Annotated in this window: 24 protein-coding genes and 1 riboswitch; of the genes, 11 read left to right on the top strand and 13 right to left on the bottom strand. The window is 72.9% G+C overall.

From position 1 onward, the window contains the following. The first annotated feature begins 67 nt into the window (after nt 1-67). Nucleotides 68-562, top strand: a complete 495-nt coding sequence (locus ACBJ32_RS11780) for a transcriptional regulator (protein ID WP_026214021.1) — start codon at nt 68-70, stop codon at nt 560-562. A gap of 551 nt (nt 563-1113) precedes the next feature. Here ACBJ32_RS11780 and ACBJ32_RS11785 read toward each other — a convergent pair. From ACBJ32_RS11785 to ACBJ32_RS11795, 3 genes are all read right to left on the bottom strand, one after another. After that, nucleotides 1114-1437, bottom strand: a complete 324-nt coding sequence (locus ACBJ32_RS11785) for an SAV_6107 family HEPN domain-containing protein (protein ID WP_375126717.1) — start codon at nt 1435-1437, stop codon at nt 1114-1116. A gap of 585 nt (nt 1438-2022) precedes the next feature. Next, on the bottom strand, nt 2023-2214 hold the full coding sequence (locus tag ACBJ32_RS11790) for a ferredoxin (protein ID WP_148434761.1): 192 nt from the start codon (nt 2212-2214) through the stop codon (nt 2023-2025). Nucleotides 2215-2220: 6 nt separating this feature from the next. Continuing rightward, nucleotides 2221-3417 (bottom strand): cytochrome P450, encoded by a 1197-nt coding sequence (locus ACBJ32_RS11795; protein ID WP_375126718.1) that lies wholly within the window; start codon nt 3415-3417, stop codon nt 2221-2223. A 96-nt stretch (nt 3418-3513) separates the two neighbouring features. Between ACBJ32_RS11795 and ACBJ32_RS11800 the strand changes: the two genes are divergently transcribed. After that, nucleotides 3514-4119, top strand: a complete 606-nt coding sequence (locus ACBJ32_RS11800; RefSeq protein ID WP_375126719.1) for a TetR/AcrR family transcriptional regulator — start codon at nt 3514-3516, stop codon at nt 4117-4119. A 166-nt stretch (nt 4120-4285) separates the two neighbouring features. After that, nucleotides 4286-4831, top strand: a complete 546-nt coding sequence (locus ACBJ32_RS11805; RefSeq protein WP_375126720.1) for a hypothetical protein — start codon at nt 4286-4288, stop codon at nt 4829-4831. 12 nt (nt 4832-4843) lie between these two features. Here the strand turns inward: ACBJ32_RS11805 and ACBJ32_RS11810 are convergent, their stop codons facing one another. After that, nucleotides 4844-5725, bottom strand: coding sequence for an NmrA family NAD(P)-binding protein (locus ACBJ32_RS11810; protein ID WP_375126721.1), 882 nt, complete (start codon nt 5723-5725; stop codon nt 4844-4846). 81 nt (nt 5726-5806) lie between these two features. Between ACBJ32_RS11810 and ACBJ32_RS11815 the strand changes: the two genes are divergently transcribed. After that, on the top strand, nt 5807-6208 hold the full coding sequence (locus ACBJ32_RS11815) for a helix-turn-helix domain-containing protein (RefSeq protein ID WP_357865907.1): 402 nt from the start codon (nt 5807-5809) through the stop codon (nt 6206-6208). Here the strand turns inward: ACBJ32_RS11815 and ACBJ32_RS11820 are convergent. Further along, complete coding sequence (locus tag ACBJ32_RS11820; protein WP_375126722.1) at nt 6205-7998, bottom strand: hypothetical protein; 1794 nt, start codon at nt 7996-7998, stop codon at nt 6205-6207. The two genes, ACBJ32_RS11815 and ACBJ32_RS11820, sit on opposite strands and share 4 nt — an antisense overlap. Before the next feature lie 87 nt (nt 7999-8085). After that, nucleotides 8086-8916, bottom strand: coding sequence for a L,D-transpeptidase family protein (locus ACBJ32_RS11825; protein WP_375126723.1), 831 nt, complete (start codon nt 8914-8916; stop codon nt 8086-8088). Between the two features lie 92 nt (nt 8917-9008). Between ACBJ32_RS11825 and ACBJ32_RS11830 the strand changes: the two genes are divergently transcribed. Both ACBJ32_RS11830 and ACBJ32_RS11835 read left to right on the top strand, forming a co-directional pair. Then, the gene (locus ACBJ32_RS11830) at nt 9009-9485 is read left to right on the top strand and encodes a YbaK/EbsC family protein (protein ID WP_357865902.1); all 477 of its coding nucleotides are present in this window, start codon (nt 9009-9011) and stop codon (nt 9483-9485) included. 10 nt (nt 9486-9495) lie between these two features. Further along, the gene (locus tag ACBJ32_RS11835) at nt 9496-10068 is read left to right on the top strand and encodes a GNAT family N-acetyltransferase (RefSeq protein WP_375126724.1); all 573 of its coding nucleotides are present in this window, start codon (nt 9496-9498) and stop codon (nt 10066-10068) included. A gap of 148 nt (nt 10069-10216) precedes the next feature. Here the strand turns inward: ACBJ32_RS11835 and metF are convergent, their stop codons facing one another. Further along, nucleotides 10217-11137, bottom strand: a complete 921-nt coding sequence (gene metF / locus ACBJ32_RS11840) for a methylenetetrahydrofolate reductase [NAD(P)H] (RefSeq protein ID WP_375126725.1) — start codon at nt 11135-11137, stop codon at nt 10217-10219. A gap of 92 nt (nt 11138-11229) precedes the next feature. On the opposite strand from metF, the gene ACBJ32_RS11845 reads away from it, so the two are divergent. Then, nucleotides 11230-12297 (top strand): polyprenyl synthetase family protein, encoded by a 1068-nt coding sequence (locus ACBJ32_RS11845; protein WP_375126726.1) that lies wholly within the window; start codon nt 11230-11232, stop codon nt 12295-12297. Nucleotides 12298-12547: 250 nt separating this feature from the next. Here the strand turns inward: ACBJ32_RS11845 and thiE are convergent, their stop codons facing one another. From thiE to ACBJ32_RS11860, 3 genes are read right to left on the bottom strand one after another with little or no spacing between them, the layout of a single operon-like run. Beyond that, the gene (gene thiE, locus ACBJ32_RS11850; protein WP_357865896.1) at nt 12548-13186 is read right to left on the bottom strand and encodes a thiamine phosphate synthase; all 639 of its coding nucleotides are present in this window, start codon (nt 13184-13186) and stop codon (nt 12548-12550) included. Next, nucleotides 13164-13538, bottom strand: a complete 375-nt coding sequence (locus ACBJ32_RS11855; protein WP_225273880.1) for an Rv2175c family DNA-binding protein — start codon at nt 13536-13538, stop codon at nt 13164-13166. Before ACBJ32_RS11855 ends, thiE begins: the two co-directional genes overlap by 23 nt. A 30-nt stretch (nt 13539-13568) precedes the next feature. Continuing rightward, the gene (locus ACBJ32_RS11860; protein ID WP_357865895.1) at nt 13569-14732 is read right to left on the bottom strand and encodes an FAD-dependent oxidoreductase; all 1164 of its coding nucleotides are present in this window, start codon (nt 14730-14732) and stop codon (nt 13569-13571) included. A 58-nt stretch (nt 14733-14790) separates the two neighbouring features. Next, nucleotides 14791-14907: riboswitch (TPP riboswitch) on the top strand. Between ACBJ32_RS11860 and ACBJ32_RS11865 the strand changes: the two genes are divergently transcribed. From ACBJ32_RS11865 to pknB, 4 genes are all read left to right on the top strand, one after another. Then, on the top strand, nt 14897-16309 hold the full coding sequence (locus ACBJ32_RS11865; protein WP_375126727.1) for an FAD-dependent oxidoreductase: 1413 nt from the start codon (nt 14897-14899) through the stop codon (nt 16307-16309). Its footprint overlaps the riboswitch before it by 11 nt. Beyond that, the gene (gene thiS, locus ACBJ32_RS11870) at nt 16306-16506 is read left to right on the top strand and encodes a sulfur carrier protein ThiS (protein ID WP_357865892.1); all 201 of its coding nucleotides are present in this window, start codon (nt 16306-16308) and stop codon (nt 16504-16506) included. Before ACBJ32_RS11865 ends, thiS begins: the two co-directional genes overlap by 4 nt. Further along, nucleotides 16499-17254: a thiazole synthase gene (locus ACBJ32_RS11875; protein WP_375126728.1), complete on the top strand. Its 756-nt coding sequence runs from the start codon at nt 16499-16501 to the stop codon at nt 17252-17254. Before thiS ends, ACBJ32_RS11875 begins: the two co-directional genes overlap by 8 nt. A 209-nt stretch (nt 17255-17463) precedes the next feature. After that, entirely contained in the window at nt 17464-19389 is a 1926-nt protein-coding gene (gene pknB / locus ACBJ32_RS11880; protein WP_375126729.1) for a Stk1 family PASTA domain-containing Ser/Thr kinase, read from the top strand. A 12-nt stretch (nt 19390-19401) separates the two neighbouring features. Here the strand turns inward: pknB and alc are convergent, their stop codons facing one another. The 3 genes from alc to ACBJ32_RS11895 are packed head-to-tail and all read right to left on the bottom strand — an operon-like array spanning nt 19402 to nt 22823. Further along, complete coding sequence (gene alc, locus ACBJ32_RS11885; RefSeq protein ID WP_375126730.1) at nt 19402-20346, bottom strand: allantoicase; 945 nt, start codon at nt 20344-20346, stop codon at nt 19402-19404. After that, nucleotides 20347-21669: an allantoinase AllB gene (gene allB, locus ACBJ32_RS11890; RefSeq protein ID WP_357865888.1), complete on the bottom strand. Its 1323-nt coding sequence runs from the start codon at nt 21667-21669 to the stop codon at nt 20347-20349. Continuing rightward, nucleotides 21666-22823 (bottom strand): glycerate kinase, encoded by a 1158-nt coding sequence (locus ACBJ32_RS11895; protein ID WP_375126731.1) that lies wholly within the window; start codon nt 22821-22823, stop codon nt 21666-21668. The genes allB and ACBJ32_RS11895 overlap by 4 nt, the downstream gene beginning before the upstream one ends. Between the last annotated feature and the right edge of the window lie 103 nt (nt 22824-22926).

The raw sequence follows: 22926 nt of genomic DNA on the forward strand, positions 1-22926 counted from the left end.
CGGGCATACGCCGCAAGGGAGCACAATCTACTGAGAGCGATACATACGAGAGCCGGGGGGCCACACGATGCCGTCTGAGTACGCAAAGTCGCTGGGTGCACGACTCCGCGCCATCCGCACCCAGCAGGGCCTGTCCCTGCATGGAGTCGAAGAGAAGTCGCGTGGCAGGTGGAAAGCCGTAGTCGTGGGCTCTTACGAGCGTGGCGACCGAGCGGTGACCGTGCAGAAGCTTGCCGAGCTTGCCGACTTCTACGGGGTGCCCGTATCCGAGCTGCTGCCGGGCGGAGCCGCCCCCAGCCCGCTCGGGCCGACACCCAAGCTTGTGATCGACCTGGAGCGGCTCGCGACGCTGCCGAAGGAGAAGGCCGGCGCCCTGGCCCGGTACGCCGCCACCATCCAGAGCCAGCGTGGCGACTACAACGGCAAGGTGCTGTCGATCCGCCAGGAGGACCTGCGCTCCCTGGCCGTGATCTACGACAAGTCGCCGAGCGAACTGACCGAGGAGCTCATCAGCTGGGGCGTCCTCGACGCCGAGGCCCGCCGGGCCGTGGAGTCGTTCTGACGTCCTGAGGTCGTCCAGGCCTCGGGACTTCGTGGTCCCGAGGCCGTTTGCGGGTCTCGGCTCCCGTTCGCGGGGCGTTCCGCTCCGGAACGCCGTGTTCGAGGCCCGTGGTTTTGAGGTCACCCGCTCCAACCGAGGGCTCGCCGCACTCCGGCGAGCCCATCGGCGTTTCTGCCCGCACCGCGACGAGCCACCGAAACCGCACCACCCGCCGGGCCGGGTGCATGCCGAGCCGAGCTAATGTCAAGCGGGCGCACGCCAGGGCGAGCGCATGCCAGGGCGAGCGCATGCCGACCCGAGCGCACGTCGATCAAGGCGGACGCCGATCCAGGCCCATCAGGAGCTTGGCGCACGCCGATCCAGACCCATGCCGAACAGGCCGCGCACGTCGGCCGCGCCATGCTCGACCGGCACAGCGTTCAACGCCCCAGCGCCCGCCGCCGCAGTACCGGGCTTCGTGGCCGCACAGCGTCAGGCTTCCTGGCGGCGCGAGGCCGCGCCTCCGGCCCCCGCCAGCCCTTCATGGCCGCGGGATCATGCCTCCGGGGCCGTCAGCCCGCCAGGGGCACGTCCACCGGGAGTTGTGGCTGGCTAGGGACCCCGAGGATGCCCTCGACGGTCGAGACGAACGTCTCCGCCTCCGCCAGGATCTCGTCCGCGTCCGCCGCGCTGATCCGGCGGACCATCCCCGCCTCCGCGGCGGCGCGCTTGGCGGCGGTCATCGCGAAGTAGGCGGCCCACTGCGCCAGCTCGGGCTCCGCCTCGGGCAGCAGCTCCCAGGCGCTGCGCAGCCGGCGACGGCGGCCCTCCGTGGGACGGGGGTGGGCGGCGAGGATCGCCGCTGCCGCTCGCAGGGCCGCCAGGTGGGCGGCCACGTATCGGGATGCCGGGGTGCGAGCGCCGGTCGCCTCCGCCAGGCAGGAACGTGAATCGGTCAGGTGTGCCCGAACCGCAGGCGACAGCCGGGGCCCGGGCGTTTCTCTAGGCCGTGGTGCCATCTTGCGCGCCTCCTCTGGAGTCGTGGGCGGCGTCCGGCTTCTGCGCCGATGGAGCCAACAATCGCAGACGCCACCGACATTTCCGCCGGGCAGGCCGGACGAGGAGCTTCCCCTCTCCCCGTCCGGCCAGGACACGCCCACTCGTCTCCGCCGACGACGAGGACGAGCCCTTCGCCCGGGAACCTGGCCGCGGGAATCGCTTGAGGAAGCGAACGGCCCGCGACCAGGTCCTGGTGACGTTGAGCCGCGAGCCTCACCGCCACTAGGTCGAACATAATTTCGATCACGCCCTGTTGTCAACCGATCCACGAACATAGGTTCGATGACCATGAAGTGAAAGGAGCCACACGCGGCGGAGGCCGTCCGGTTGACGGCGGCGCAGACGAAAGAGCCGCCGCCGCGGTTCGGGATGCGGCGACGGCGAAGTGGTGCTGTCAGGGCAGTGTCAAGACGGGGCCCGCATCAGGAGACCGAGATGGCCCCTGACGGGCAGAGGGTCACGGCCCGGCGAACGGCCTCCTCCAGCTCCTGCGGTGGCTCGTCCTGCAGCAGGACGACCGTGCCCTCGTCCTCGCTCTGGTCGAACACCTTCGGCACCGTCAGCGCGCACATGCCCGCACCGATGCACACCGTCGTATCTGCCTTGATTTCCATCGCGACCTACCAAGTGACAGGGAGGCGGTGCACTCCGTAAATACTCATGTCCGAGCGCATCGGCACCTCCTCGGGTGTTACCGCCAAGCGTAGGCCAGGGAACCGGCGCAGCAGCGCAGGGTAGGCGATGCGCATCTCGGCGCGGGCGAGCTGCTGGCCGAGGCACTGGTGGATGCCGTGGCCGAAGGTGAGGTGCCCGCCGGCGGGCCGGGTGACGTCGAGCCGCTCGGCGTCGGCGAAGCGGGCGGAGTCGCGGTTGACGGCGGGCAGGTGGATGGTGACGGTCTCACCGGCCCCGATCATGACGCCCTCGATCTCCACGTCCTCCAGCGCCGTACGCATCGGGCCGAGATGGATGATCGTGAGGTGGCGCAGCAGCTCCTCGACGCCGTTGTCCACCACCGCGGGGTCGTCGCGCATGGCGGCGAGCTGGTCGGGGTTCGTGAGCAGCGCGTACGTCCCCAGCCCCAGCATGTTGGCGGTCGTCTCGTGCCCCGCGATGAGCAGCAGGACGCCGACGCCGGTGAGCTCCTCGTCGCTCAGCTCCCCGCCCTCGATGAGACCGCTGAGCAGGTCGTCGCCCGGCTCCTTGCGCTTGCGCTGGACGAGCCCGTAGAGGTAGGACGAGATGCCGCCGAGCGCCGCGATCGCCTCCTCGGCCTTGGCCTCGAGGCTGGCCAGCACCTTGGTGTCGGCCTGGAACTGCGCGCGTTCGTCGTACGGCACGCCGAGCAGCTCGCAGATCACCAGCGAGGGGATCGGCAGCGCGAACTCCTGGACGAGGTCCACGGGCGGGCCGGCGGCCTCCATGGCGTCGAGGCAGGCGCCGGTGATCTCCTCGATCCGCGGCTCCAGCATCTTCATCCGCCGGACCGTGAACTGCCCGGTCAGCAGCCTGCGGAAGCGCGTGTGGTCGGGCGGGTCCATGCGCAGGAAGAAGCCGGGCGGCACGCGCAGCTTCTCCGGCCGGGTGGCCAGCTCCATCCTCGCGGACGGGATCGGCGGGTGCATGTGCTCGGGCCGGTTGCTGAAGTGCGGGCTGGCGAGCACGGCGCGGGCGGCGGCGTGGCCGGTCACGAGCCAGCCCTGGTGGCCGTCGGCGTACGTCATGCGGTGGATCGCGCCCTGTTGTCGCAGCGCGGTGACTTCGTCGGGCGGGTCGAGGGGGCGCTGGCGGGCGGTGGGCAGGGTCAGTTCTGACATGTTCCGCTCCTTTCCGAGCTCTCCCCTCCAGAAAACCTCAACGGATGCAAAATTTCAATGGATGAAAACAATTAGGACGTGCAGTATAGTTCCGGCATGGTGGAAGGGCTCCGGGAACGCAAGAAGCAGCGCACGCGCCAGGCGCTGATCGAGGCGGCGCTGCGGCTGTTCCAGGAGAAGGGCTTCGAGGAGACCACGCTCGCGGAGATCGCGGAGCAGGCCGACGTGTCGACCCGCACGTTCTTCAGCTACTTCGCCAGCAAGGAGGACGTGGTCTTCTACGACACCGCGGCCCGGCGGGAGCTGGCGCTCAGGGTCATGGAGGGCAGGCGGCCCGACGAGACCGTGACCGACGTGCTGATGAGGATCGTCGAGGAGAGCTTCGAGCAGGCCGTCTCCTACCAGGACATCTCGAGCGAGGACGCGGTGCTGCGGGTGCGGCTGATCCTCACCGAGCCCGCGCTGCAGGCGCGGGCGCTGCTCCTGCTGTTCGACACGCAGCTCAAGCTGGCCGAGGCGCTGCACGAGGCGTTCCCCGAGCTGACGCTGGTGGACGCAGCCGCGGCGGTGGGCGGGCTGATCGGGGCCGTCAAGCTGGGCGTCATGGCCACCCTGGAGGAGGAGCAGTCGCTGGGCGACATCCTGGCCAACGCGCGCCGCGCGGCCGAGGTCGCCATCTCCGGCCTGCACACCCTCGGCTAGCGCAGGCCCGCTCGCGCAGGTCCGTTCTGGGGCATGCCCGCTCTGCGCAGGACCGTTCTGCGCGGGTCTGCTCTGCGCGCGTCCGCTCTGCGCGATTTCGCGTGGAGGGTGCCCGGATCCTTCTGAGAAGCTGTCTCACGGAAACCGCCGCGGGAAGGGAGAGCGGATGGCGGGAAGCGGTCGCCCGGCGGGGATCGTGCTGCTGGCTCTGGGTCCGGTGCTGGCGGCGGCGTACGCGGGCGCGGGCCACCTGGCCGTCCGGGCGGCGGTACGCGCGCAGACCGCAGGCCCCGAGTGGGAGGGCGGCAGGATCGACGGCTCGGGGCTGACCTCGCTGGGCGTGGACACGTGGCGGCTGACCTGGTGGACCGCGATGGTCGTGGGCCTGGCGGCGGTGGCCTACCTGGTCTTCGGGGTGCTGCTGCTACGGGAGCGGCGGGGCCGGACGCTGATCCTCGTGGTGTCGGGCGTGCTCATCGTCCCGTACGCGCTGGGGTTCGGGGTCGCGCTGTTCAATCCCGTCGAGCTGCTGGCGGGCCTGTACGACTCCCCCGACTTCCTCGCGGGCCTGCCCGCGTGGCAGCCGTACACGGCCTGGCTGCTGCTGGCGGGCGGGCTGGCGCAGGCCGTGGGGATGGTGATGGCCGCCGCGCACGGCAAGCGCGCGGCCCCGAAGCCCCCGGAGGTCGCGGAGGCCAAGGGCCAGAGCTGACGCCCGCCGGAATCAGCGGGCGGAGTTGACGCCCGCCCGTACGGCCGCCGCGATCAGGTCCCGGGCCGGCCGGGGCGCGTCCAGGAACGCGGGCAGGTCGCTCCGCCCGGCCTCCATCAGGCCGGCCCCGATGTTGGAGAAGGTCGAGATCGTGTGGCCCGCCTGGTACGCCTCCAGCCCGGCCAGCCCCGCCCGCGCGTCCCGCAGCGGCACCGGGTGGTAGGCCACGGGCCGCCCCAGCACCTCGGAGAGCACCTCGGCCAGGTCGTGCCCGCCGACCGCGCTCAGGCCCTCCAGCTCGTACGTCCTGCCCGCGTGCCGGCGCGCCCCGCCCGACACGACGTCCTGCCAGGCCTCGGCCGCCACGCGCACGGCCACGGCGGCCAGGTCCTGCCTGGCCGCCACCGGCACCCGCCCCGCGCCGAGGGGCGCCGCGAACACCCCGCTCTCCGCCGCCGCGGGCACGCCGGCCAGCGCCAGCCCGGCGGGGATCTCGGCGTACAGGGCGTTGCGCAGCACCGTGACGTCGAAGGGCGCCTCGGCCAGCCGCGCCTCGGTCCAGCGATGGGCCAGGGCGATCGTGAGCCGCTCCCCCGAGCCTGCCAGGCTGGTGTAGATCACGTGCTCGACGCCCGCCGCGTCGGCCGCCCGCACGACCGCGCCGTGCCGGGCGAGCACGACGTCGTCCTCGGCGTACCCGGCGGACACGAACACCAGCACCCGCGCCCCCTCGAACGCCCGCTCCAGCGTGTCCGGCCGGTCGAAGTCGGCGTGCCGCACCCCGGCGCCGTCGCCCGAGCTGCTGGCCCCGGCCACCACCGGCCCGCCGGCGGCCCGCAGCCCGCCGAGGATCGCTCCGCCCAGTGCACCGGACACGCCCGTCACGACAATCATGGGTCCCCCTAATGTGGATCTGCCAGGTGAAACGAACCCAGCATGGGCGAGGCCCCGCGCTCGCCGTAAGGAGGCACTCTCATGTCAGTCGCGCACACGGAGGTAACCCCCCAGGCCGCCGGGCCGTGCGGGGACGACGACTGCGGCATCAGGGACGTGCTCGACCGCATCGGCGACAAGTGGACGGTGCTGGTGATGGTGGAGCTGGCCAAGGGGGTGCGGCGGTTCAGGGAGCTGCACCGGGCGGTGCCCGGCATCTCACAGCGGATGCTGACGCTGACGACGCGGCGGTTGTGCCGGGACGGGCTGGCCGAGCGCACGGCGTACGCGACGATCCCGCCGCAGGTGGAGTACCGGCTGACGCCGATGGGCCGCAGCCTCGCCGAGGCCGTGCAGCGGCTGGCCGACTGGTCGCGCGAGCACAAGGACGCCATGGAGGACGCCCGCGCCCGCTGGGACGCCGGGCATCCCGGCGAGGGCTAGCAGCGTGACCAGGTGGCCCAGCCGTGCCGGGCGCCGGTGGCGGTCCAGCCCATCGGCGGCGGCCCGGCGGCCTGAGGGACGACGGCGGTGCAGACGCCCTCGGGTGGCGTGCCGCGGAAGCGCTCGATATCCGTCCACCACACGCGGTACGACAGCGGGACCCAGACGTTCCACTTGACTCCTGCCTCCACCGCCACCCGGCCCGGCGGCGACGGCGCGGGCAGCCAGTCGGGGCCGGGCGCGGGCGGGGCGGGCGCCAGGTGGGCGACGAACGCCACCTGGATCAGGCCCAGGACGCCTGCGGCGAGCATCGCGGGCCGCCGGACCAGGGCCGCGCCCGCCAGGCAGGCCAGCAGCGCCAGGGCGGACAGGGAGGCCGCGACCAGGTCGAGCGAGTCGGATACCCGGGTGAGGAAGATCACTTCGGGGAAGTCGAAGGCGATGAAGGCGTGCCGGTGGAGCCGGTCCCCCGCGTACCAGGCGGTCACGCCACCGGTCACGGCGAGCAGCCCGGCGGCCGCCAGCACGTGCCGCACCACGGCGCACAGCCCGGTGGCCGCCACGACGTGCCGCACCACCGCGAACCGCCCGGCCCCGCCCACCGCGAACCGCCCGACCCCGTCCAGCGTGATCCGCCCGACCCCGTCCGGCGCGGGACGCGCTGCCCCAGCAGGCAGCCGCCTCGCGCGCAGCAGGACGAGCATGCCCGCCAGCGTCCACACCACCGCGACGCACGCCAGGTAGCGGCCGTAGGCGAAGTTGCCGACCCGGTGCTCGTCCGGCAGGGCGGCCGAGGAGGCGTACGCGATGCCCAGGGTCAGCATCAGCAGCGCCCCTGCCAGGACGCGCGGCACGAGCGGCGCCGATCTCCGCGCCAGCAGGGCCACCGCGCCCGTCAGCCCCACGCCCGCCAGGCCCCACGTGCCGGCGATGAGGTACCAGATCTGCCCGGCCGCCCCCGACAGCGCCCACGCCTGCCCCTCCAGGCTCGTCAGACGCTCCAGCAGCAGCCCTGACAGGTCACGGGGCCCGCCGGGGTAGAGCGCGGCCTGCAGCGCCCCGTTGAGCGCGTCGCCGGCCACCGCGCCCGCGACCGCGCTCACCAGCGTCGCGACCAGGGCGGCGCGCGGCAGCCTGCGCCACATCGCGACCAGCACGAGCAGGCACACCGCCACGATCACGGTCCCGCGCAGGTGCACCGCCATCGCGTACGCCGCCAGCCCGCCCGCCGCGATCCCGGCCAGGACCCGCCGGCGCCCGGGCCCGTCCGCGACCAGGTCGTGCAGCGCGACCAGCCATCCCAGCACGATCACCGGCAGGACCGCGTCGGCCAGCGCGTACCCGGAGAACACCACCAGCGGGGGCGACATCCCCGCCGCGAACGCCGGCACCAGCGCCGCCCGCCTGCTCACGCGCAGCCGCCGCAGCAGCACGTACGCCAGCGGGAACGCGCCCGCCGCCGCCACCGCCCCCACCCCGACGGCCAGCCGGTACGCGAGCCCGGGGTCGGCGGTCAGCCAGAAGATCGGGACGAGCAGCAGCGCGTACCCGGCCTGGTAGAAGGTCGAGCCCGACAGGTCGGCTCCCGCGCCGCCTGCCAGCCATCGGGCGGCCAGGAGGTAGCCGGTCTCGTCCGGGTTCGCCACGGGCATCGTGTGATAGCGGTTCAGCCACAGCCGCAGCGCCACCTGCGCGGCCCACCCCGCGGCGAGCAGCCACCGCACCCGCGGATCCGCCCCGCTCCGGCGTACGGGCGGAGCGGGCGTCCTCAGCATGAAAGCCGTAGTCATGAGATCCCCCAGAAGTTCGGGGAAAGCTCACCAGACCACGGATAACCGGCCTGTCACCGATTTCGGTTATGCGGGGGTTATGCGGGCTCAGGCACGCTTGTACGCGCCCGTGACGTGCACCGGGACGCCCTTGCCCAGCAGCCCGGGCAGCTCCTGCGCCACGTTCATGGGCATGCGCACGCACCCGTGCGAGGCCGGGTAGAGCGGCACCGACAGCGCGCCGTGGAAGGCGATGCCGCCGTTGAAGAAGATCGGGTTGTACAGCTCGCCCAGGTACGACTTGTGCCAGCCGCTCGCCCGCCAGGTCGTGCGGTAGTTGCCCGTCGGCGTGCGGGCCGAGCCGCAGAAGCGCTGCTCCTTGCCCTGCCAGGTGGTGGTCTCGCAGTACGGGACGCCGCTGCCGGAGGAGATGTGGGTGATCAGCTTCACCTCGCCGCGCACGTACAGGACCATGACCTGCTTGCTGAGGTTGACCTCGGCGCGGGTCGCCTTGCCGTTCGGGGCCAGGACCTTCGGCGTCCGCGGCGTCTCCAGCGCCTCCCACGTGCGCCTGGCGATCGTGCTGGTCGGCTTGATGCCGTTGACCTTCTGGAACGCCCAGACGGCGGCCAGCGTGGTGCCGCCGTACTGGCCGTCGGCCTTGCCGGGACGGTACCCGAGCTCGACCAGCCGCTTCTGCATCCAGGTGACGGCCTTGCCCTTGGCGCCGAGCCTGAGCGTCTTGCGCGGCGCGGTGACGGGCTCGGGAGTGACGGCGGACGGGCCCTGCTGGGCGGCGGCCGCTGGAGGGGACGCGGTCGGGGACGCGGGCAGGGACGTCTCGGCCCGCCGTTCCACGGGCTGCGTGCCGCAACCGGAGACGACGACCGCGCCGGCCGTCAGAAGAGCAGCCACCCCGGGCAGCCGTCGAACCTGCACCCGTACCACCTCTCCTAAAGGACGGATCAGGGGACCCTACACCACTTACCAGGAATGGGTAATAGAGGCGTCAACCTGTTTAGAGTGTCTCCATGTCTGAGAAGTTGCCTGCGAACGCCGTCGTCGTGGAGTCCGCCCTGCGCGCGCTCGGGGCCGGCGGCGAGATCGTGGTCCTGCCCGAGAAGGCGCCCACGGCCGCGACCGCGGCGGCGCAGCTCGGCTGCGAGGTGGGCGCGATCGCCAACAGCCTGATCTTCGACGCCGACGGCGCGCCGCTGCTCGTGCTGACCAGCGGCGCGCACCGGGTGGACGTCGACCTGATCGCCCGTACGGCGGGGGTCCAGCGGGTACGCCGGGCGACGCCGGAGTTCGTCAGGCAGGCCACCGGGCAGCCCATCGGCGGCGTGGCCCCGGTCGGGCACCCCGCGCCCGTGCGCACCCTGGTGGACAACTGGCTGGGCAAGCACGAGGTGGTGTGGGCCGCGGGCGGGCATCCGCACACCGTGTTCCCGACGACGTTCGACGAGCTCGTGCGGATCACCGGGGGCACGCCGGTGGACGTCGAGTAGTGTGCGACGGGTGATCGAGTTTCGCGGGGCGGGGCCGGCAGAGTTCACCGAGCGGCTGGAGACGGTGATCGACATTTACACGGCGGCCATGAACCCGCCGGAGGAGCAGATCACCGGCCGCAAGACCATCATGCGAAATCACGCGACATATCCCCATTTTCAGTGCTATTTCGCGGAATTGCGTGATTCATCACCAGATATGCCTGCTCCGGAACCCCGAACCGTCGGCTTCGCGTACGGGTTCCGCGGCGCGCCCGGGCAATGGTGGCACGACGTCGTCCTCCGGGGCCTGGCCGACCGGCTGGGCGAGGAGGCGGCGAACGCCTGGATGGGGCACGCGTTCGAGCTGGCCGAGATCCACGTGCACCCCGACTACCAGGGCAAGGGCATCGGCCGCGCCATGATCACGACGCTGTGCGCCGGCCGCCGCGAGCGCTCGGCCGTGCTGTCCACCCACGACCAGCCCACGGCCGCCCGCCACCTCTACGCCAGCATGGGCTTCAACGACCTGCTGACGAGGTTCCTCTTCCCCGGCGGCTCGGAGGAGTACGCGATCGCGGGCCGCCCGCTCCCCTTGACCTGAGCTGGTAAAGCTGTGACCTGTGGGTTTGCCGTGCCATGACATCGGGCACGATCAATGACAGAAAGTAGCCGACCCTTTACCCGCTGTCCCGTCCTTCCCCTGCCCGTCACCCGCCCGGTCCCCCTGCGGGCGGGTGGCGGGCATCCGCTCACGCGGAGGCGGGCAGCGGCTCCAGCCGCTGGAACACCTCGCGCGACGCGCTCGACCGGTTGAACGTGATGAAGTGGATCCCCGGCGCGCCCTCGTCGAGCAGCCGCTGGCACAGCTCGGCCCCGTGCTCGATGCCCAGCCGCCGCACCGCGGCCGGATCGTCCTTGACCGCCTCGAACCTGGTCGCCACGTCGGGCGGGAACGGCGCCCCGGAAAGCTGCTCCGACCTGGCGATCGTGCTCATCTGCGTGACCGGCATGACGCACGGGATGATCGGCGTGTCACAGCCCTGGGCCACCACCCGGTCGCGCAGCCGCAGGTAGTCGTCGGCCTGGAAGAACATCTGGGTGATCGCGTAGTCGGCCCCCGCCCGGCACTTGCGGACGAAGTAATCGGTGTCGGACTCGATGGACGGCGAGCGCGGGTGCTTGTACGGGAAGGCGGCCACGCCGACGCAGAAGTCGCCCGCCTGCCGGATCAGCCGCACCAGCTCCTCGGCGTAGAGCACGCCGTCGGGGTGCTGCACCCACTCGCCCATGGGGTCGCCGGGCGGGTCGCCGCGGACGGCCAGGATGTTGCGCACCCCGGCGTCGGCGAAGCGCCCCACGAGGTGACGCAGCTCGCGGATCGAGTGGTTGACCGCGGTGAAGTGCGCCACAGGGGTGAGCGTGGTGTCGTGGGCGATCCGCTCGACGATGTCGACCGTGCGGTCGCGGGTGGAGCCGCCGGCGCCGTACGTCACCGACACGAAGGTCGGCCGCAACGACTCCAGCTCCCTGATCGCCCGCCACAGCTGCCGCTCGCCCTCGTCGGTCTTCGGGGGGAAGAACTCGAACGAGAACGACCGGCCACCGGAGGCGAGCATCTCGCGGACGGTGGGAACACGATCGGGCCGGATGGAGGATCGACCAAGCGCCATGAGGCAAGGTTACAGTCACATCCTCGAACCGGCGGGTGAGAGGAGCCACCTGGAGATCCGGACCTGTCCCCGGGGCCACTAGTCTCAGGGGCATGACCACTGACGCCGCCGGCATGGAGACCCTGCGCGCCCAGGTGGAGCGTGCCCTCGCCGAGTTCGTCGAGCGGAAGCTGCCCTCCGCCGACGACTCCGAGTTCGCTCCGCTGCGCACGGCAGCCGACGAGCTGCTGTCCGGCGGCAAGCGGCTGCGCCCGGCGTTCTGCTACTGGGGCTGGCGCGGCGCCGGCGGCACCGACGTGCCCGGCATCTTCACCGCCGCGGCCTCGCTGGAGCTGCTCCAGGCCAGCGCCCTCGTGCACGACGACGTGATGGACAAGAGCGACCTGCGCCGCGGCATGCCGTCCGCGCACCGCCGCTTCCAGGCGATGCACGAGAAGTCCGGCTGGTACGGCTCGGCCGAGCAGTTCGGCGAGGGCGCGGCGATCCTGCTCGGCAACCTGCTGCTGATCTGGTCGGGCGAGATGTGGCGGGCCAGCGGGCTGCCGCGCGAGTCCCTGGAGGCGGCCCAGCCCGTCCACGACCACATGCGCAGCGAGCTGATGTGCGGGCAGTACCTCGACCTGCTGGAGCAGGCCAACGGCGAGAACACGTTCGAGTCGGCGCTGCGGGTGGCGCTGTTCAAGAGCGGCAAGTACTCCGTGGAGCAGCCGCTCAGGCTCGGCCTCGCGCTCGCCGGCGGCGAGCTCGCGCCGTGGATGGACGAGCTGTGCACCGGGTACGGGCGGCGGGTCGGGATCGCCTTCCAGCTCCGTGACGACATTCTCGGGGTGTTCGGCGACCCGGCGCAGACGGGCAAGCCCGCGGGGGACGATCTGCGGGAGGGCAAGCGCACGATGCTCGTGGCCCGCACGCTGGCCGCCGCCTCGCCCTCGGACGCCGAGACCGTGCGGCGCCTGCTCGGGGATCCCGAGCTGGACGAGGCCGGGGTCGCCACGCTGCGGGAGATCATCGACGGCACGGGGGCGCTGCAGGAGTGCGAGGACCTGATCGGCGACTACCTGGGCCAGGCGCTGGCGGCCCTCGAGACTGCCCCGGTCACCCCGGAGTCCCGGGCGGCGCTCACCGAGCTCGCCATCGCCGCCACCTCCCGCAAGACCTGACCCGCCACGCGCCCGCCGCTGCCCGCGTGCACCACATGTCAGGCTGACGCTGCTCGCGGGCCATACGCGTCACGCGAGCCTCACGTCACGCGAGCCTCACGTCACGGATGCCTCCCCTGTCACGCTGGCCTCGCCGGTCACGAAGGCTTACCGGTCACCCGCGCACCGCGAGTCTCGCGGGCACCGCGCCTCAGGAGGTGCGGGGCGTGCAGGTTGGAGGCGCCCGCGGCGAGAGCGGGCGCCCCGGTACTCAGCCGGCCGACAGCCGCTTGGCGAACTCCGCCGCCGCCGCCCCAGGGTCGTCGGCATCGGTGATCGCCCGTACCACCACCACGCGCCGCACCCCGTACGACATCACCTCGTCCAGGTTGCCGAGGTCGATGCCGCCGATCCCGAACCACGGCCGCGAGGTCTCCAGGGCCGCCGCGTGCCGCAGCAGTGACGGGCCGGGAGCCGGGCGGCCCGGCTTGGTCGGGGTGGGCCAGACGGGGCCGCAGCAGAAGTAGTCGACGCCCTCCTCCACAGCCGCGGCGGAAGCCTCGGCGGCGGAGTGGGTGGACCTTCCGATGACGATGTCGTCGCCGAGTATCTCTCGCGCGACCGTCACAGGAAGGTCGTCCTGCCCCAGATGGAGCACGTCGGGCCGGGCGGCGTAGGCGATGTCCGCCCGGTCGTTGACGGCCAGCAGCTTGCCGTGCCGGTCGCAGGCGTCGCGGAAGACTTCGAGGAGCGCGAGTTCTTCGCCGGCCTCCAGGCCCTTCTCCCGCAGCTGGATGATGTCCACGCCCCCGGCCAGCACCGAATCGAGGAACTCTGCCAGATCGCCGCGGTCGCGGCGGCCGTCTGTGCAGAGATAGAGGCGGGCCTCAGAAAGCGAGGGCTTGGGCACGCCGCTTGACCTCTGTGTGACGGCCGGCCTTGATCGCCTCGATGGGCGACCCTGGCAGGGACTCGTCTGGGGTGAAGAGCCAGCGCAGCGACTCGACATCGTCGTAGCCGGCGTCCTGCAACACGGTCAGTGTGCCGGGCAGGCCCTTCATCACGTCCTTTCCATCGAGGAACACCGCGGGCACCTGCGGCCCGCCGCTGCCCCGGCGCACGCCGAGGAGCTTGTGGTCCCGGAGGAGTTGCTTGGCCCGCCCGATCGGGAGATCCAGGCGCGAGGCCACTTCGGGGAGCGTGAGCCACTCGTCAACGAGCTGGTCGGTCTCCCGGTCGATCTGTGCAACAGAAAGCGTCACGAAACCACAACTACCACATGCCGTGCTTGCTCAAACAACACAATCTCGTAGGGGTACTTGTGGATCTACCAGGCGTTCCGCGTCGAGGCGCGCGCCCGCGTCGATGAGCCGGCGCCCCTGTACGAGGTCGCGGGGCCGGTCCACGGCCAGCACAGCGGCCAGAGTGCCGTCGCCGGCGAGCCACACGGCCGACCACTTGCCCTCGGGCTCGCCGCGATAGACGAGCCGGTCACCCGCGGGATGGTGGCCGGCGTACTGGAGCATGTGACCGAACTGCTCCGACCAGAAGTACGGCACCGGGTCGTAGACCGCCTCCTCCCCCAGGAGCGTCGCGGCGGCGACCTCGGGGGCGTTGAGCGCGGTGTCCCAGTGCTCCACCCGCAGCCTGGTCCCCCAGCGGCGCGACCACCAGGCGGCGCAGTCGCCGACCGCGACGACGCCGGGCAGCGACGTGCGCAGGTGCTCGTCGGTGACGACGCCGTTGTGCAGGTCGATGTCGGCGTCGGCGAGCCATTCGACGGCCGGGCGCACGCCGATGCCGGTGACCACCACGTGGGCCTCGACGAACTCGCCGCCCACCAGCCGCACGCCGCCCTCGTCCACGGAGTCGACCATGGTGCGCAGCCGCAGGTCGATGCCGTCGTACCAGGGCAGCGTGCGCCCCCCGAGCTCGGCGCCAACGGCGGTCGAGAGCGGAGCGGGGGCGGACTCGACGACCGTCACCGCGCAACCGGCGCGGCGGGCCGCCGTGGCGACCTCGGCGCCGATCCAGCCGGCGCCGATGATCGCGACGCGGGCGCCAGGGACGAGCATGGCGCGCAGCTCGTGGGCGTCGTCGATGGTGCGCAGGACGTGCTGGGGGCCGTCGCCGGGCAGCCGGATCGGGTCGGCGCCGGTGGCGATGACCAGGCCGTCGTAGGCGACCTCGCCCTCGGTGGTCTCCACGACGCCCGCGCGCAGCGACTTGGCGCCGACGCCCGGCCAGAACTCGACGCCGAGCCCGTCGAGGTCGGTGTCGACGAAGCTGCTGTCGGCCTCGCCCTTCAGCACCGCCTTGGACAGCGGCGGGCGGTCGTAGGGCCGATGCCGCTCCTGCCCGATCAGCGTGATCCGGCCGGTGAAGCCGCGCCCGCGCAGGGCCTCCACCGTACGCACTCCGGCCAGGCCCGCTCCCACCACCACGACATGGTTCACGGTGATGACCATAACGGGGGGCGTGCTCGGACGTCGCACCGAGGCCGTAGGCTGTTCGGGTAAGACGCGCGGGAGTCCGGCCGTAACCGGGCTGAGAGGAAGGCTTTGCCGGGCCTTCGACCGCAAGACACCTGATCCGGATCATGCCGGCGAAGGGAGCGCAAGTGGATGTGATCGTGGGTGGCGGAGTCGTCGGGCTCTCCGTGGCCTGGCGGATGGCACGCGCGGGGCGGCCCGTCACCGTGGTCGACCCGGCCCCCGGCAGGGGGGCCTCGTACGCGGCGGCGGGGATGCTGGCCCCGGTCAGCGAGGTGACCTACACCGAGGCGCCACTGCTGCGGCTGGGGGTGGCCTCGCTGCGCCGCTGGCCCGCCTTCGCCGCCGAGCTGGCCGCCGACGCCGGCCTGGCCGGGGATACCGGGCCGGGACCAGGCGACGGGCCGGGATCCGCCGGGCCGGGATCGGGCGACGGGCTGGGATCCGCCCGGCCGGGATCGGGCGACGGGCTGCGGTTCCCCGAGGTGCGCGGGCTGGACCTGCGGGCGGACGGGACGCTGGACGTGGCGTTCGGGGCCGACGACATGGCGGCGCTGGACGAGCTGGCCGCGTACATGGAGAAGCTGGGGCTGCCGGTCGAGCGGCTCACCGGGCGCGAGTGCCGCCGCCTGGAGCCCATGCTGGCCCCCTCCGTGCGCGGCGGCCTGCTGGCGCCCGGCGACGCGTGGGTGGACCCGCGCCGCGTGACGGCGGCCCTGCTGGCCGCGCTGGAACGGCTGGACGTCCCTCTGGTGCGGGCCCGGGCGACCGAGCTCCTGTACGAGGGCGGCCGGGTCGTGGGGGTCCGCCTCGCGCCCCCGGGTTCCGAGGACGGCCCTGACCGCCAAGACTCCCCGGCCCACCCGTACACCACCGGCCCGGACACGACCGACGCGGACACGGCCGACGCGGACATGACCGACCCGGACGCCACCTGGCGGGACCCCACCCGCCGCGACGCCACCGGGCGGGAGACCACCGGGCGGGCAACCACCGGGCGGGACGCCACTCATCGGGACGCCTGTCCCCGCGAGGTGCGGGGCGAGCGGGTCGTGCTGGCGGCGGGGGCGTGGAGTGCCGAGCTGGCCGAGGTGCCGGTGCGGCCGGTCAAGGGGCAGATCATGCGGCTGCGCTCGCCACAGCCGCTGCTCAGCCGGTGCGTACGCGGCACCGTGCACGGCTCGTCCGTCTACCTGGTCCCCCGGGGCGACGGCGAGCTCGTGGTCGGGGCCACGCAGGAGGAGATGGGGTTCGACACCAGGGTGACGGCCGGCGGGCTCTACGAGCTGCTGAGGGACGCCAGGGAGCTGGTGCCGGGCGTCACCGAGCTGGAGGTCGCCGACGTGGTGGCGGGGCTGCGTCCGGGGACGCCGGACAACCTGCCGCTGATCGGCCCGGGCGGTACGCCGGGGCTGGCTTACGCGACCGGGCACCACCGGGGCGGCGTGCTGCTCGCCCCGCTCACGACCGCGATCCTGCTGGGCGAGGAGAGCGAACTGGCGGCGCTGTGCGCGCCGGGGAGATTTCGGGAAATTTCATGATTGTTGTCATCAACGGCTCCACCCACGAAGTGGCCGACGGCACGACCGTGGCGCAGGCCGTACATACGCTGACCTCGGCCACCACCGGAGTGGCCGTGGCCGTGAACGACGAGGTGGTCACGCGCGGCGCCTGGGAGACGACGGCGCTGCGCGACCGTGACCGCGTGGAGGTTCTGACGGCGGTGCAAGGTGGATGATCTGATCATAGCCGGGGAGAAGTTCTCCTCCCGGCTCATCATGGGGACGGGCGGCGCGCCCTCTCTGGAGGTGCTCGACCAGGCGCTGGTGGCGTCCGGCACCGAGCTGACCACGGTGGCGATGCGCAGGCTCGATCCCGGCGCCCGCGGCTCCGTGCTGGACGTGCTGCGCGAGCGCGACATCAAGGTGCTGCCCAACACGGCGGGCTGCTTCACCGCGGGCGAGGCCGTGCTGACGGCCCGGCTGGCCAGGGACGCCCTGGGCACCAACTGGGTCAAGCTCGAGGTCATCGCCGACGAGCGCACGCTGCTGCCCGACCCGATCGAGACGTTCGACGCGGCCGAGCGGCTGGTGGCCGACGGGTTCGTGGTGCTGCCGTACATCGGCGACGACCCGGCGCTGGCGCGGCGGCTGGAGCAGGCCGGCTGCGCGGCCGTGATGCCCCTGGGCGCGCCGATCGGCTCGGGCCTGGGCATCCGCAACCCGCACAACATCGAGCTCATCGTGGAGGCCGCCTCCGTGCCGGTGATCCTCGACGCCGGCATCGGCACGGCCAGCGACGCCGCGCTGGCGATGGAGCTGGGCTGCGACGCCGTGCTGCTGGCCACGGCCGTCACCAGGGCGCAGCGGCCCGACCTCATGGCGTCGGCCATGAAGGCGGCCGTGGTGGCCGGTCGGCTGGCGCGGCAGGCGGGCCGCATCCCGCGCCGCCGCTACGCCGAGGCGTCGTCCCCGATGACGCCGTAAGGCCCGAGGCGTCGCACTCGCGACGCTGTGAGGCCCGAGGCGTCGCACCCCGCGGCGCCGTGAAGCCGGGAGCACCACCGATGCGGCCGTGGCCTCAGGGGCCGATGGGGCCGTGAGGCCGGGGCGGAGGCGTTCGGACGGGAACGTCTCCGCATCGGTTTCGGGCGCCGAGGCCATGCCGGTGGCAAAACGCCCGTAAACTCAGCGGGGTGGATACGACGACTGCGGACCCCCTGGTCGGGCGGCTCCTCGATGGGCGCTACCGCATCGAGAGCCGGATCGCCCGGGGCGGTATGGCGACCGTCTACCTCGCGCTGGACATCCGGCTCGACCGGACGGTGGCGCTGAAGGTCATGCACCGCTCGCTCGCCGAGGACCCGGCGTTCGTCAGAAGGTTCATCGGCGAGGCCAAATCGGTTGCCAGCCTCTCGCACCCCAACGTGGTGCACGTCTTCGACCAGGGCACCGACAACGACGTCGTCTACCTGTCGATGGAGTACGTCCCGGGCCGGACCCTGCGCGACATCCTGCGGGAGCGCGGCAGGCTGCCCGCCCGCGAGGCGCTCGAGATCATGATCCCGGTGCTCGCCGCGCTCGGCGCCGCCCACCAGGCCGGGATGGTCCACCGTGACGTGAAGCCCGAGAACGTCCTGATGACCGACGACGGCCGGGTCAAGGTCGTCGACTTCGGCCTGGCCAAGGCGATCGAGGCGACCAACCAGACCCGTACCGGCGTGATGATCGGCACGGTCGGCTACATGGCGCCCGAGCAGGTCATCACCGGCGCCGCCGACGTGCGCAGCGACGTCTACGCCGCGGGCATCATGCTGTTCGAGCTGGTGACGGGACAGCAGCCGTACGACGGGGAGACCCCGATGTCGGTGGCCTACCGGCACGTCCACGACACGGTCCCGGCGCCGTCGTCGCTGGTGCCGGAGGTGCCGCCGCTGATCGACACGCTGGTGGCGAGCGCGACCGCCCGCGAGCCGGAGCACCGGCCCGCCGACGCGACCGCGATGCTCGTGGCCGCCGTCGACGCGCACCGCATGCTGCCGCGCACGACCATCCCGCCGGGCACCGGCCCGGTCATGTCGCACTCCCAGCCGCTCGCCGCGCCCCCGGGCACGGCCTCGATGCCGTTCGGCGCGCCGTCGATGCCGCAGCCGGCGCCCGCGCACACGCTGATCCAGCCGCGGGCCGAGGCGGCCGAGCGGCGGCGCGGGTTCCGCCCCAACTGGTTCCTGGTCACGCTCGCCGCCGTGATGGTGGTGGCGGTCGGCCTCACGGGGTGGTACTTCTCCCAGCCCGAGTACGTCATCGTGCCGAACCTGGTCGGCAAGGACCTCACCGCGGCGGAGAAGAACCTCGCGGGCGCCGGGCTGCTGATGCGCAAGGCCGAGGGCCGCTACGACGAGAAGGTGGCGGAGGGTCTGGTCCTCAGCACCGACCCGGCGGCCGACGTCGAGCTGGAGAAGGGCTCCACGATCACGCTGGTGCTCTCGCTCGGGCCCAAGCGCATCGTGGTGCCCAACGTCGAGGGCAAGACCCCCAACGAGGCCCGCGCCGAGATCGCGGGGGCCGGGCTGACCGTCGGCGTCGTCAAGCGTCTGGCCAACCAGGAGGTCGAGCGCGACAGGGTGATCCGCACCTCGCCGCAGTCGGGCGAGAGGCTCAAGGAAGGCGCCAAGGTCAACATCTACGTCAGCGCCGGGCTCACCATGCCCGACGTGGGCGGGATGCCGAAGGACCAGGCCGCCGAGTTCCTCAGCCGTCAGGGCTTCCAGGTGCAGGTCAACGAGGTCGACGACGACGCGGAGCCGTGCACGGTCATCGCCCAGGCGCCCAAGGCCAAGGCGGAGGTGGACAAGGGCGCCCCGGTCATGGTGACGGTGGCGCGCTGCCAGACCGACATCTGGGACTTCTTCCGCAGGCACGGCGAGGCCAGGGACGGCGACCAGTTCGCCCTGGTGCCCGGGGTGATCGGCAAGAACGTCAACGACGCCAAGGCCGAGCTGGAGGCGCTGGGCTTCCGGGTGCAGGTGCAGCGGCTGGGCGGTGGCGGCGTGGTGCAGTACCAGCGGCCGCTCCCGAACAGCGAGCGCCCGGCCGGCAGCACCGTCTACCTCTGGCAGTGAGCCCGGCGCGCGTCAGGCCAGGTGGCCGTGCAGGCGGACCCTGGCCAGCCCGCCGTCCGGGTAGATGTCCACGCGCACGTGCGTGACCGGCTCCCCGGGCTCCAGGCGGAAGCGGTGCGGCGTGTCGGGCTGGAGGCGGGTCCTGGGCAGGAGCTCGACCTCGCGCTCCCCGTCCAGCCCGGTCAGCGCCACCGCGGCGGGCGCGTTGAACAGCAGGTTGGTGGTGTCGATCTCGGCCAGCCTGACGACGCCGCGCCCGGCCAGCCGGATGACGAGCCAGTCGTTGCCCCCGCCCCGCCGCCGGGCGGTCTCCCACCCTTCCGCCTGGTGCCTGGCCAGGCCGGGCGCGATGACGTTGTTGGGCGCGGAGTAGAACTCGTCGGAGCAGGCGGTGACGAGCCCGCCGTTGGCGAGCGCGGCCAGGTCGAGCCCGAGCCCGTCGTGGACGGTCAGGTCGGGGCGGGCCTCCCCGTGCACGCGCAGCCGGGCGACGCCCCCGTCGGGGTGGATGTTGAGCCGTACGTGGGTGTACCGGCCCTCGTCGAGCACCTCGAAGGCGTGCTCGGCGTCCCCTCCGAGCTTCGACAGCGGCACGATCTCCGTCCACGGCGCCGCCAGCACCTCGGCCGGTGACGGATGCCCGCCGACGGTGGCGGCCTCCACGGAGGCGTGGGTGGGATAGTTGCCCTTGAACCAGGACGTGTCGATCACCACCCCGCGGATCACGCCCGGCATCCCCAGCCGCACCAGGGCCCAGTCGTGCCCGGGCGCGCGCCTGCGCCGGGTCTCCCAGCCGTCGTACACCTGCCCCTTGTTGCCGAACGTCTCCGGCCGGAAGCCGGGCCTGCCGGGCCTGATCAGGCTCTCCTTCTCGGCGAACGACTCGTCGCTGGCGGCCACCACCGAGCCGCCGAAGGTGCGCAGGGCCAGGTCGGGCAGCGTGGTGAAGGAGCTCATCTATCGCCTTTCCAGGAGCAGTCGTCCGTGCGGCCGGCCGTCCACCGGCCGCCCGCGCAGCCAGGTGGTCAGGACGGCGCCCTTGAGGGTGCGGCCGTGGTAGGGGGTGACGGGGTTCTTGTGGTGCAGGCGGGCGGCGTCGACGAGCGTGTCGGCGGCGGGGTCGAAGGCCACGAGATCGGCATCGTTCCCGGCCTTGATCCCGCCTTTCCCGGGAATGGCCGCCAGGGCGGCCGGGTTGGCCGACATCCAGCGGACCACGTCCCCCAGCCCGTGCCCGCGGCGCGCGGCCTCCGTCCAGACCGCCGTCAGCCCGAGCTGGAGCGAGGCGATGCCGCCCCACGCGGCGGCGAAGTCGGGCACCTTGAGCTCGGCCGTCGAGGGCGAGTGATCGGACACGACGCAGCTCAGCACGCCCCGCGCCAGCCCGTCCCACAGCAGGTCGCGGTTGGCCCGCGAGCGGATCGGCGGGCAGCACTTGTACGCGGTCTCCCCCTCGGGCACCTGCTCGGCCGCCAGCGTCAGGTAGTGGGGGCACGTCTCGGCGGAGACCGGCACGCCGCGGGCCTGGGCCGCCTCCAGCACCTCCAGGCACTCGGCGCTGGAGACGTGCAGGATGTGCACCCGGCACCCGGTCTCCTCCGCCAGCCGCACGACCCGGGCGACGGCGCTGCGTTCGGCGGCGCCCGGCCGCGAGGCCAGGAACTCCCGGTAGCCCGGCCCGCGGGGTTCGGCCAGCAGCTCGGGATCCTCGGCGTGCACGATCACCATCCCGCCGAACCCGGCGACCTCCTCCAGCGCGGCCCGCAACTCGGCGGGGCCGAGCGGCGGGAACTCCTCCACTCCCGACGGCGACATGAAGCACTTGAACCCGTAGACCCCGCGCCCGTGCAGCGCCGCGAGCTCCTTGACGTTCCCCGGCACGGCCCCGCCCCAGAATCCGACGTCCACGTGGCACTGCCCCTCGGCGGCCCGCAGCTTGGCGTCCAGCGCCTCGCAGGAGACGGTGGGCGGCAGGGAGTTGAGCGGCATGTCGACGATCGTGGTGACGCCTCCGGCCGCCGCGGCCCTGGTCGCGCTGGCGAAGCCCTCCCAGTGGGTGCGGCCGGGCTCGTTGACGTGGACGTGCGTGTCGACCAGGCCGGGCAGCAGCGCCAGGTCGCGCAGGTCCACCTCCTCGGCCGCGGGCAGGGGCGTGGCGTAGTCGTGCAGGGCGGCGATCCGCTCGCCCCGTACGGCGACCGCGGCGGCCCGCTCCCCCTCGGGCGTGACGGTCCTGCGGGATCTGACGACGAGATCGAACGGTGTACCGGACGGGGTCATCCATTGCCCTCCAGGTGACGGTCGGCGGCGAGCCGGGTGGCCAGGCGTTCGAGCAGGGGGCCGGCCTCCGCCATGCAGCGGGCCGGGTCGGGCTCCAGGTCGGTCAGGGCGTAGGCGGCCTCGATGCCCGCCGCCTTCAGCTCGGCGTCGGTGAGCGTGCGGCGCCCGCAGACGGCCACCACGGGCACGCCCGCCCTGGCCGCGGCCTGCGCCACCCCGACGGGGGCCTTGCCGCGCAGCGACTGCCCGTCCAGCGACCCCTCGCCGGTGATCACCAGGCGGGCGCCCTCGACCAGCTCGCCGAACCCGAGCAGGTCGAGCAGGTAGTCGATGCCGGGCCTGATCTCGGCGTGCAGGAACGCCAGCGCCGCGAACCCGACCCCGCCGGCCGCGCCCGCCCCCGGCGCCCCCGCCACGCCCATGGCGCGCACCACGTCGTCGTGCTCCACCGCGCCCATCAGCCCGTGCGTGGCCGTCGCGACGGCGGCCAGGCGGGCCAGCGCCGCCTCCAGCGTCTTCACGTCGTCGGGCGTGGCGCCCTTCTGAGGGCCGTAGACGGCGGCGGCGCCGTGCGGGCCGAGCAGCGGGTTGTCCACGTCGCTGGCCACCACGAACTCCACGCCGGAGACGTTCAGGAAGCCCGACAGGTCGATGCGGGCCAGTTCCTTCAGCGCCGCCCCGCCCCTGGGCAGGTCGTCGCCGCCGGCGTCGAGCAGGCGGGCGCCGAGCGCCTGGGCCATGCCCGCTCCCCCGTCGGTGCAGGCGCTGCCGCCCAGCCCGAGCACCACGCGCTTGGCGCCGCGGCGCACGGCGTCGGCGATCAGCTCTCCGGTGCCGTAGCTGGTGGCGGTCAGGGGCTCGCGGTCGCCGGGCAGGCGGCGCAGGCCGGACGCCTCCGCCAGCTCTACCACGGCGGTGCCGGCGGGCTGCCAGGCGTACGAGGCGGGGATACGCTCGCCGGTCGGCCCGGTCACCTCGATCGTGATCCGGTCGAAGCCGCAGGCCACGGCGGCGTCCACGGTGCCGTCGCCGCCGTCGGCGACCGGGAGCTCCACCGTGGGCACACCCAGCCCGGCCGACACCCGGGCGGCCACCTCGGCGGCGGTCAGCGACCCCTTGAACTTGTCCGGGGCGACCAGAACATGCTGAACCACTACGAACTCCCACCTGATGATGAACAATGTCCAGACACGCCTTCCTGCCCGGTGCGAGCGGGCAGGAAGGCGTGACTCATCATCACATCCCGCGCTCGGCGGG

This window comes from Nonomuraea sp. GTA35, from assembly GCF_041950525.1.
GTDB lineage: Bacteria > Actinomycetota > Actinomycetes > Streptosporangiales > Streptosporangiaceae > Nonomuraea.

Bases quoted from the DNA above. Each gene is read 5' to 3' on its own strand.
- ACBJ32_RS11780 (WP_026214021.1), top strand. From the start codon at position 68: ATGCCGTCTGAGTACGCAAAGTCGCTGGGTGCACGACTCCGCGCCATC.
- ACBJ32_RS11790 (WP_148434761.1), bottom strand. From the start codon at position 2,214: ATGGAAATCAAGGCAGATACGACGGTGTGCATCGGTGCGGGCATGTGC.
- ACBJ32_RS11795 (WP_375126718.1), bottom strand. From the start codon at position 3,417: ATGTCAGAACTGACCCTGCCCACCGCCCGCCAGCGCCCCCTCGACCCG.
- ACBJ32_RS11800 (WP_375126719.1), top strand. From the start codon at position 3,514: ATGGTGGAAGGGCTCCGGGAACGCAAGAAGCAGCGCACGCGCCAGGCG.
- ACBJ32_RS11805 (WP_375126720.1), top strand. From the start codon at position 4,286: ATGGCGGGAAGCGGTCGCCCGGCGGGGATCGTGCTGCTGGCTCTGGGT.
- ACBJ32_RS11810 (WP_375126721.1), bottom strand. From the start codon at position 5,725: ATGATTGTCGTGACGGGCGTGTCCGGTGCACTGGGCGGAGCGATCCTC.
- ACBJ32_RS11815 (WP_357865907.1), top strand. From the start codon at position 5,807: ATGTCAGTCGCGCACACGGAGGTAACCCCCCAGGCCGCCGGGCCGTGC.
- ACBJ32_RS11820 (WP_375126722.1), bottom strand. From the start codon at position 7,998: ATGACTACGGCTTTCATGCTGAGGACGCCCGCTCCGCCCGTACGCCGG.
- ACBJ32_RS11830 (WP_357865902.1), top strand. From the start codon at position 9,009: ATGTCTGAGAAGTTGCCTGCGAACGCCGTCGTCGTGGAGTCCGCCCTG.
- metF (WP_375126725.1), bottom strand. From the start codon at position 11,137: ATGGCGCTTGGTCGATCCTCCATCCGGCCCGATCGTGTTCCCACCGTC.
- ACBJ32_RS11845 (WP_375126726.1), top strand. From the start codon at position 11,230: ATGACCACTGACGCCGCCGGCATGGAGACCCTGCGCGCCCAGGTGGAG.
- thiS (WP_357865892.1), top strand. From the start codon at position 16,306: ATGATTGTTGTCATCAACGGCTCCACCCACGAAGTGGCCGACGGCACG.
- alc (WP_375126730.1), bottom strand. From the start codon at position 20,346: ATGAGCTCCTTCACCACGCTGCCCGACCTGGCCCTGCGCACCTTCGGC.
- allB (WP_357865888.1), bottom strand. From the start codon at position 21,669: ATGACCCCGTCCGGTACACCGTTCGATCTCGTCGTCAGATCCCGCAGG.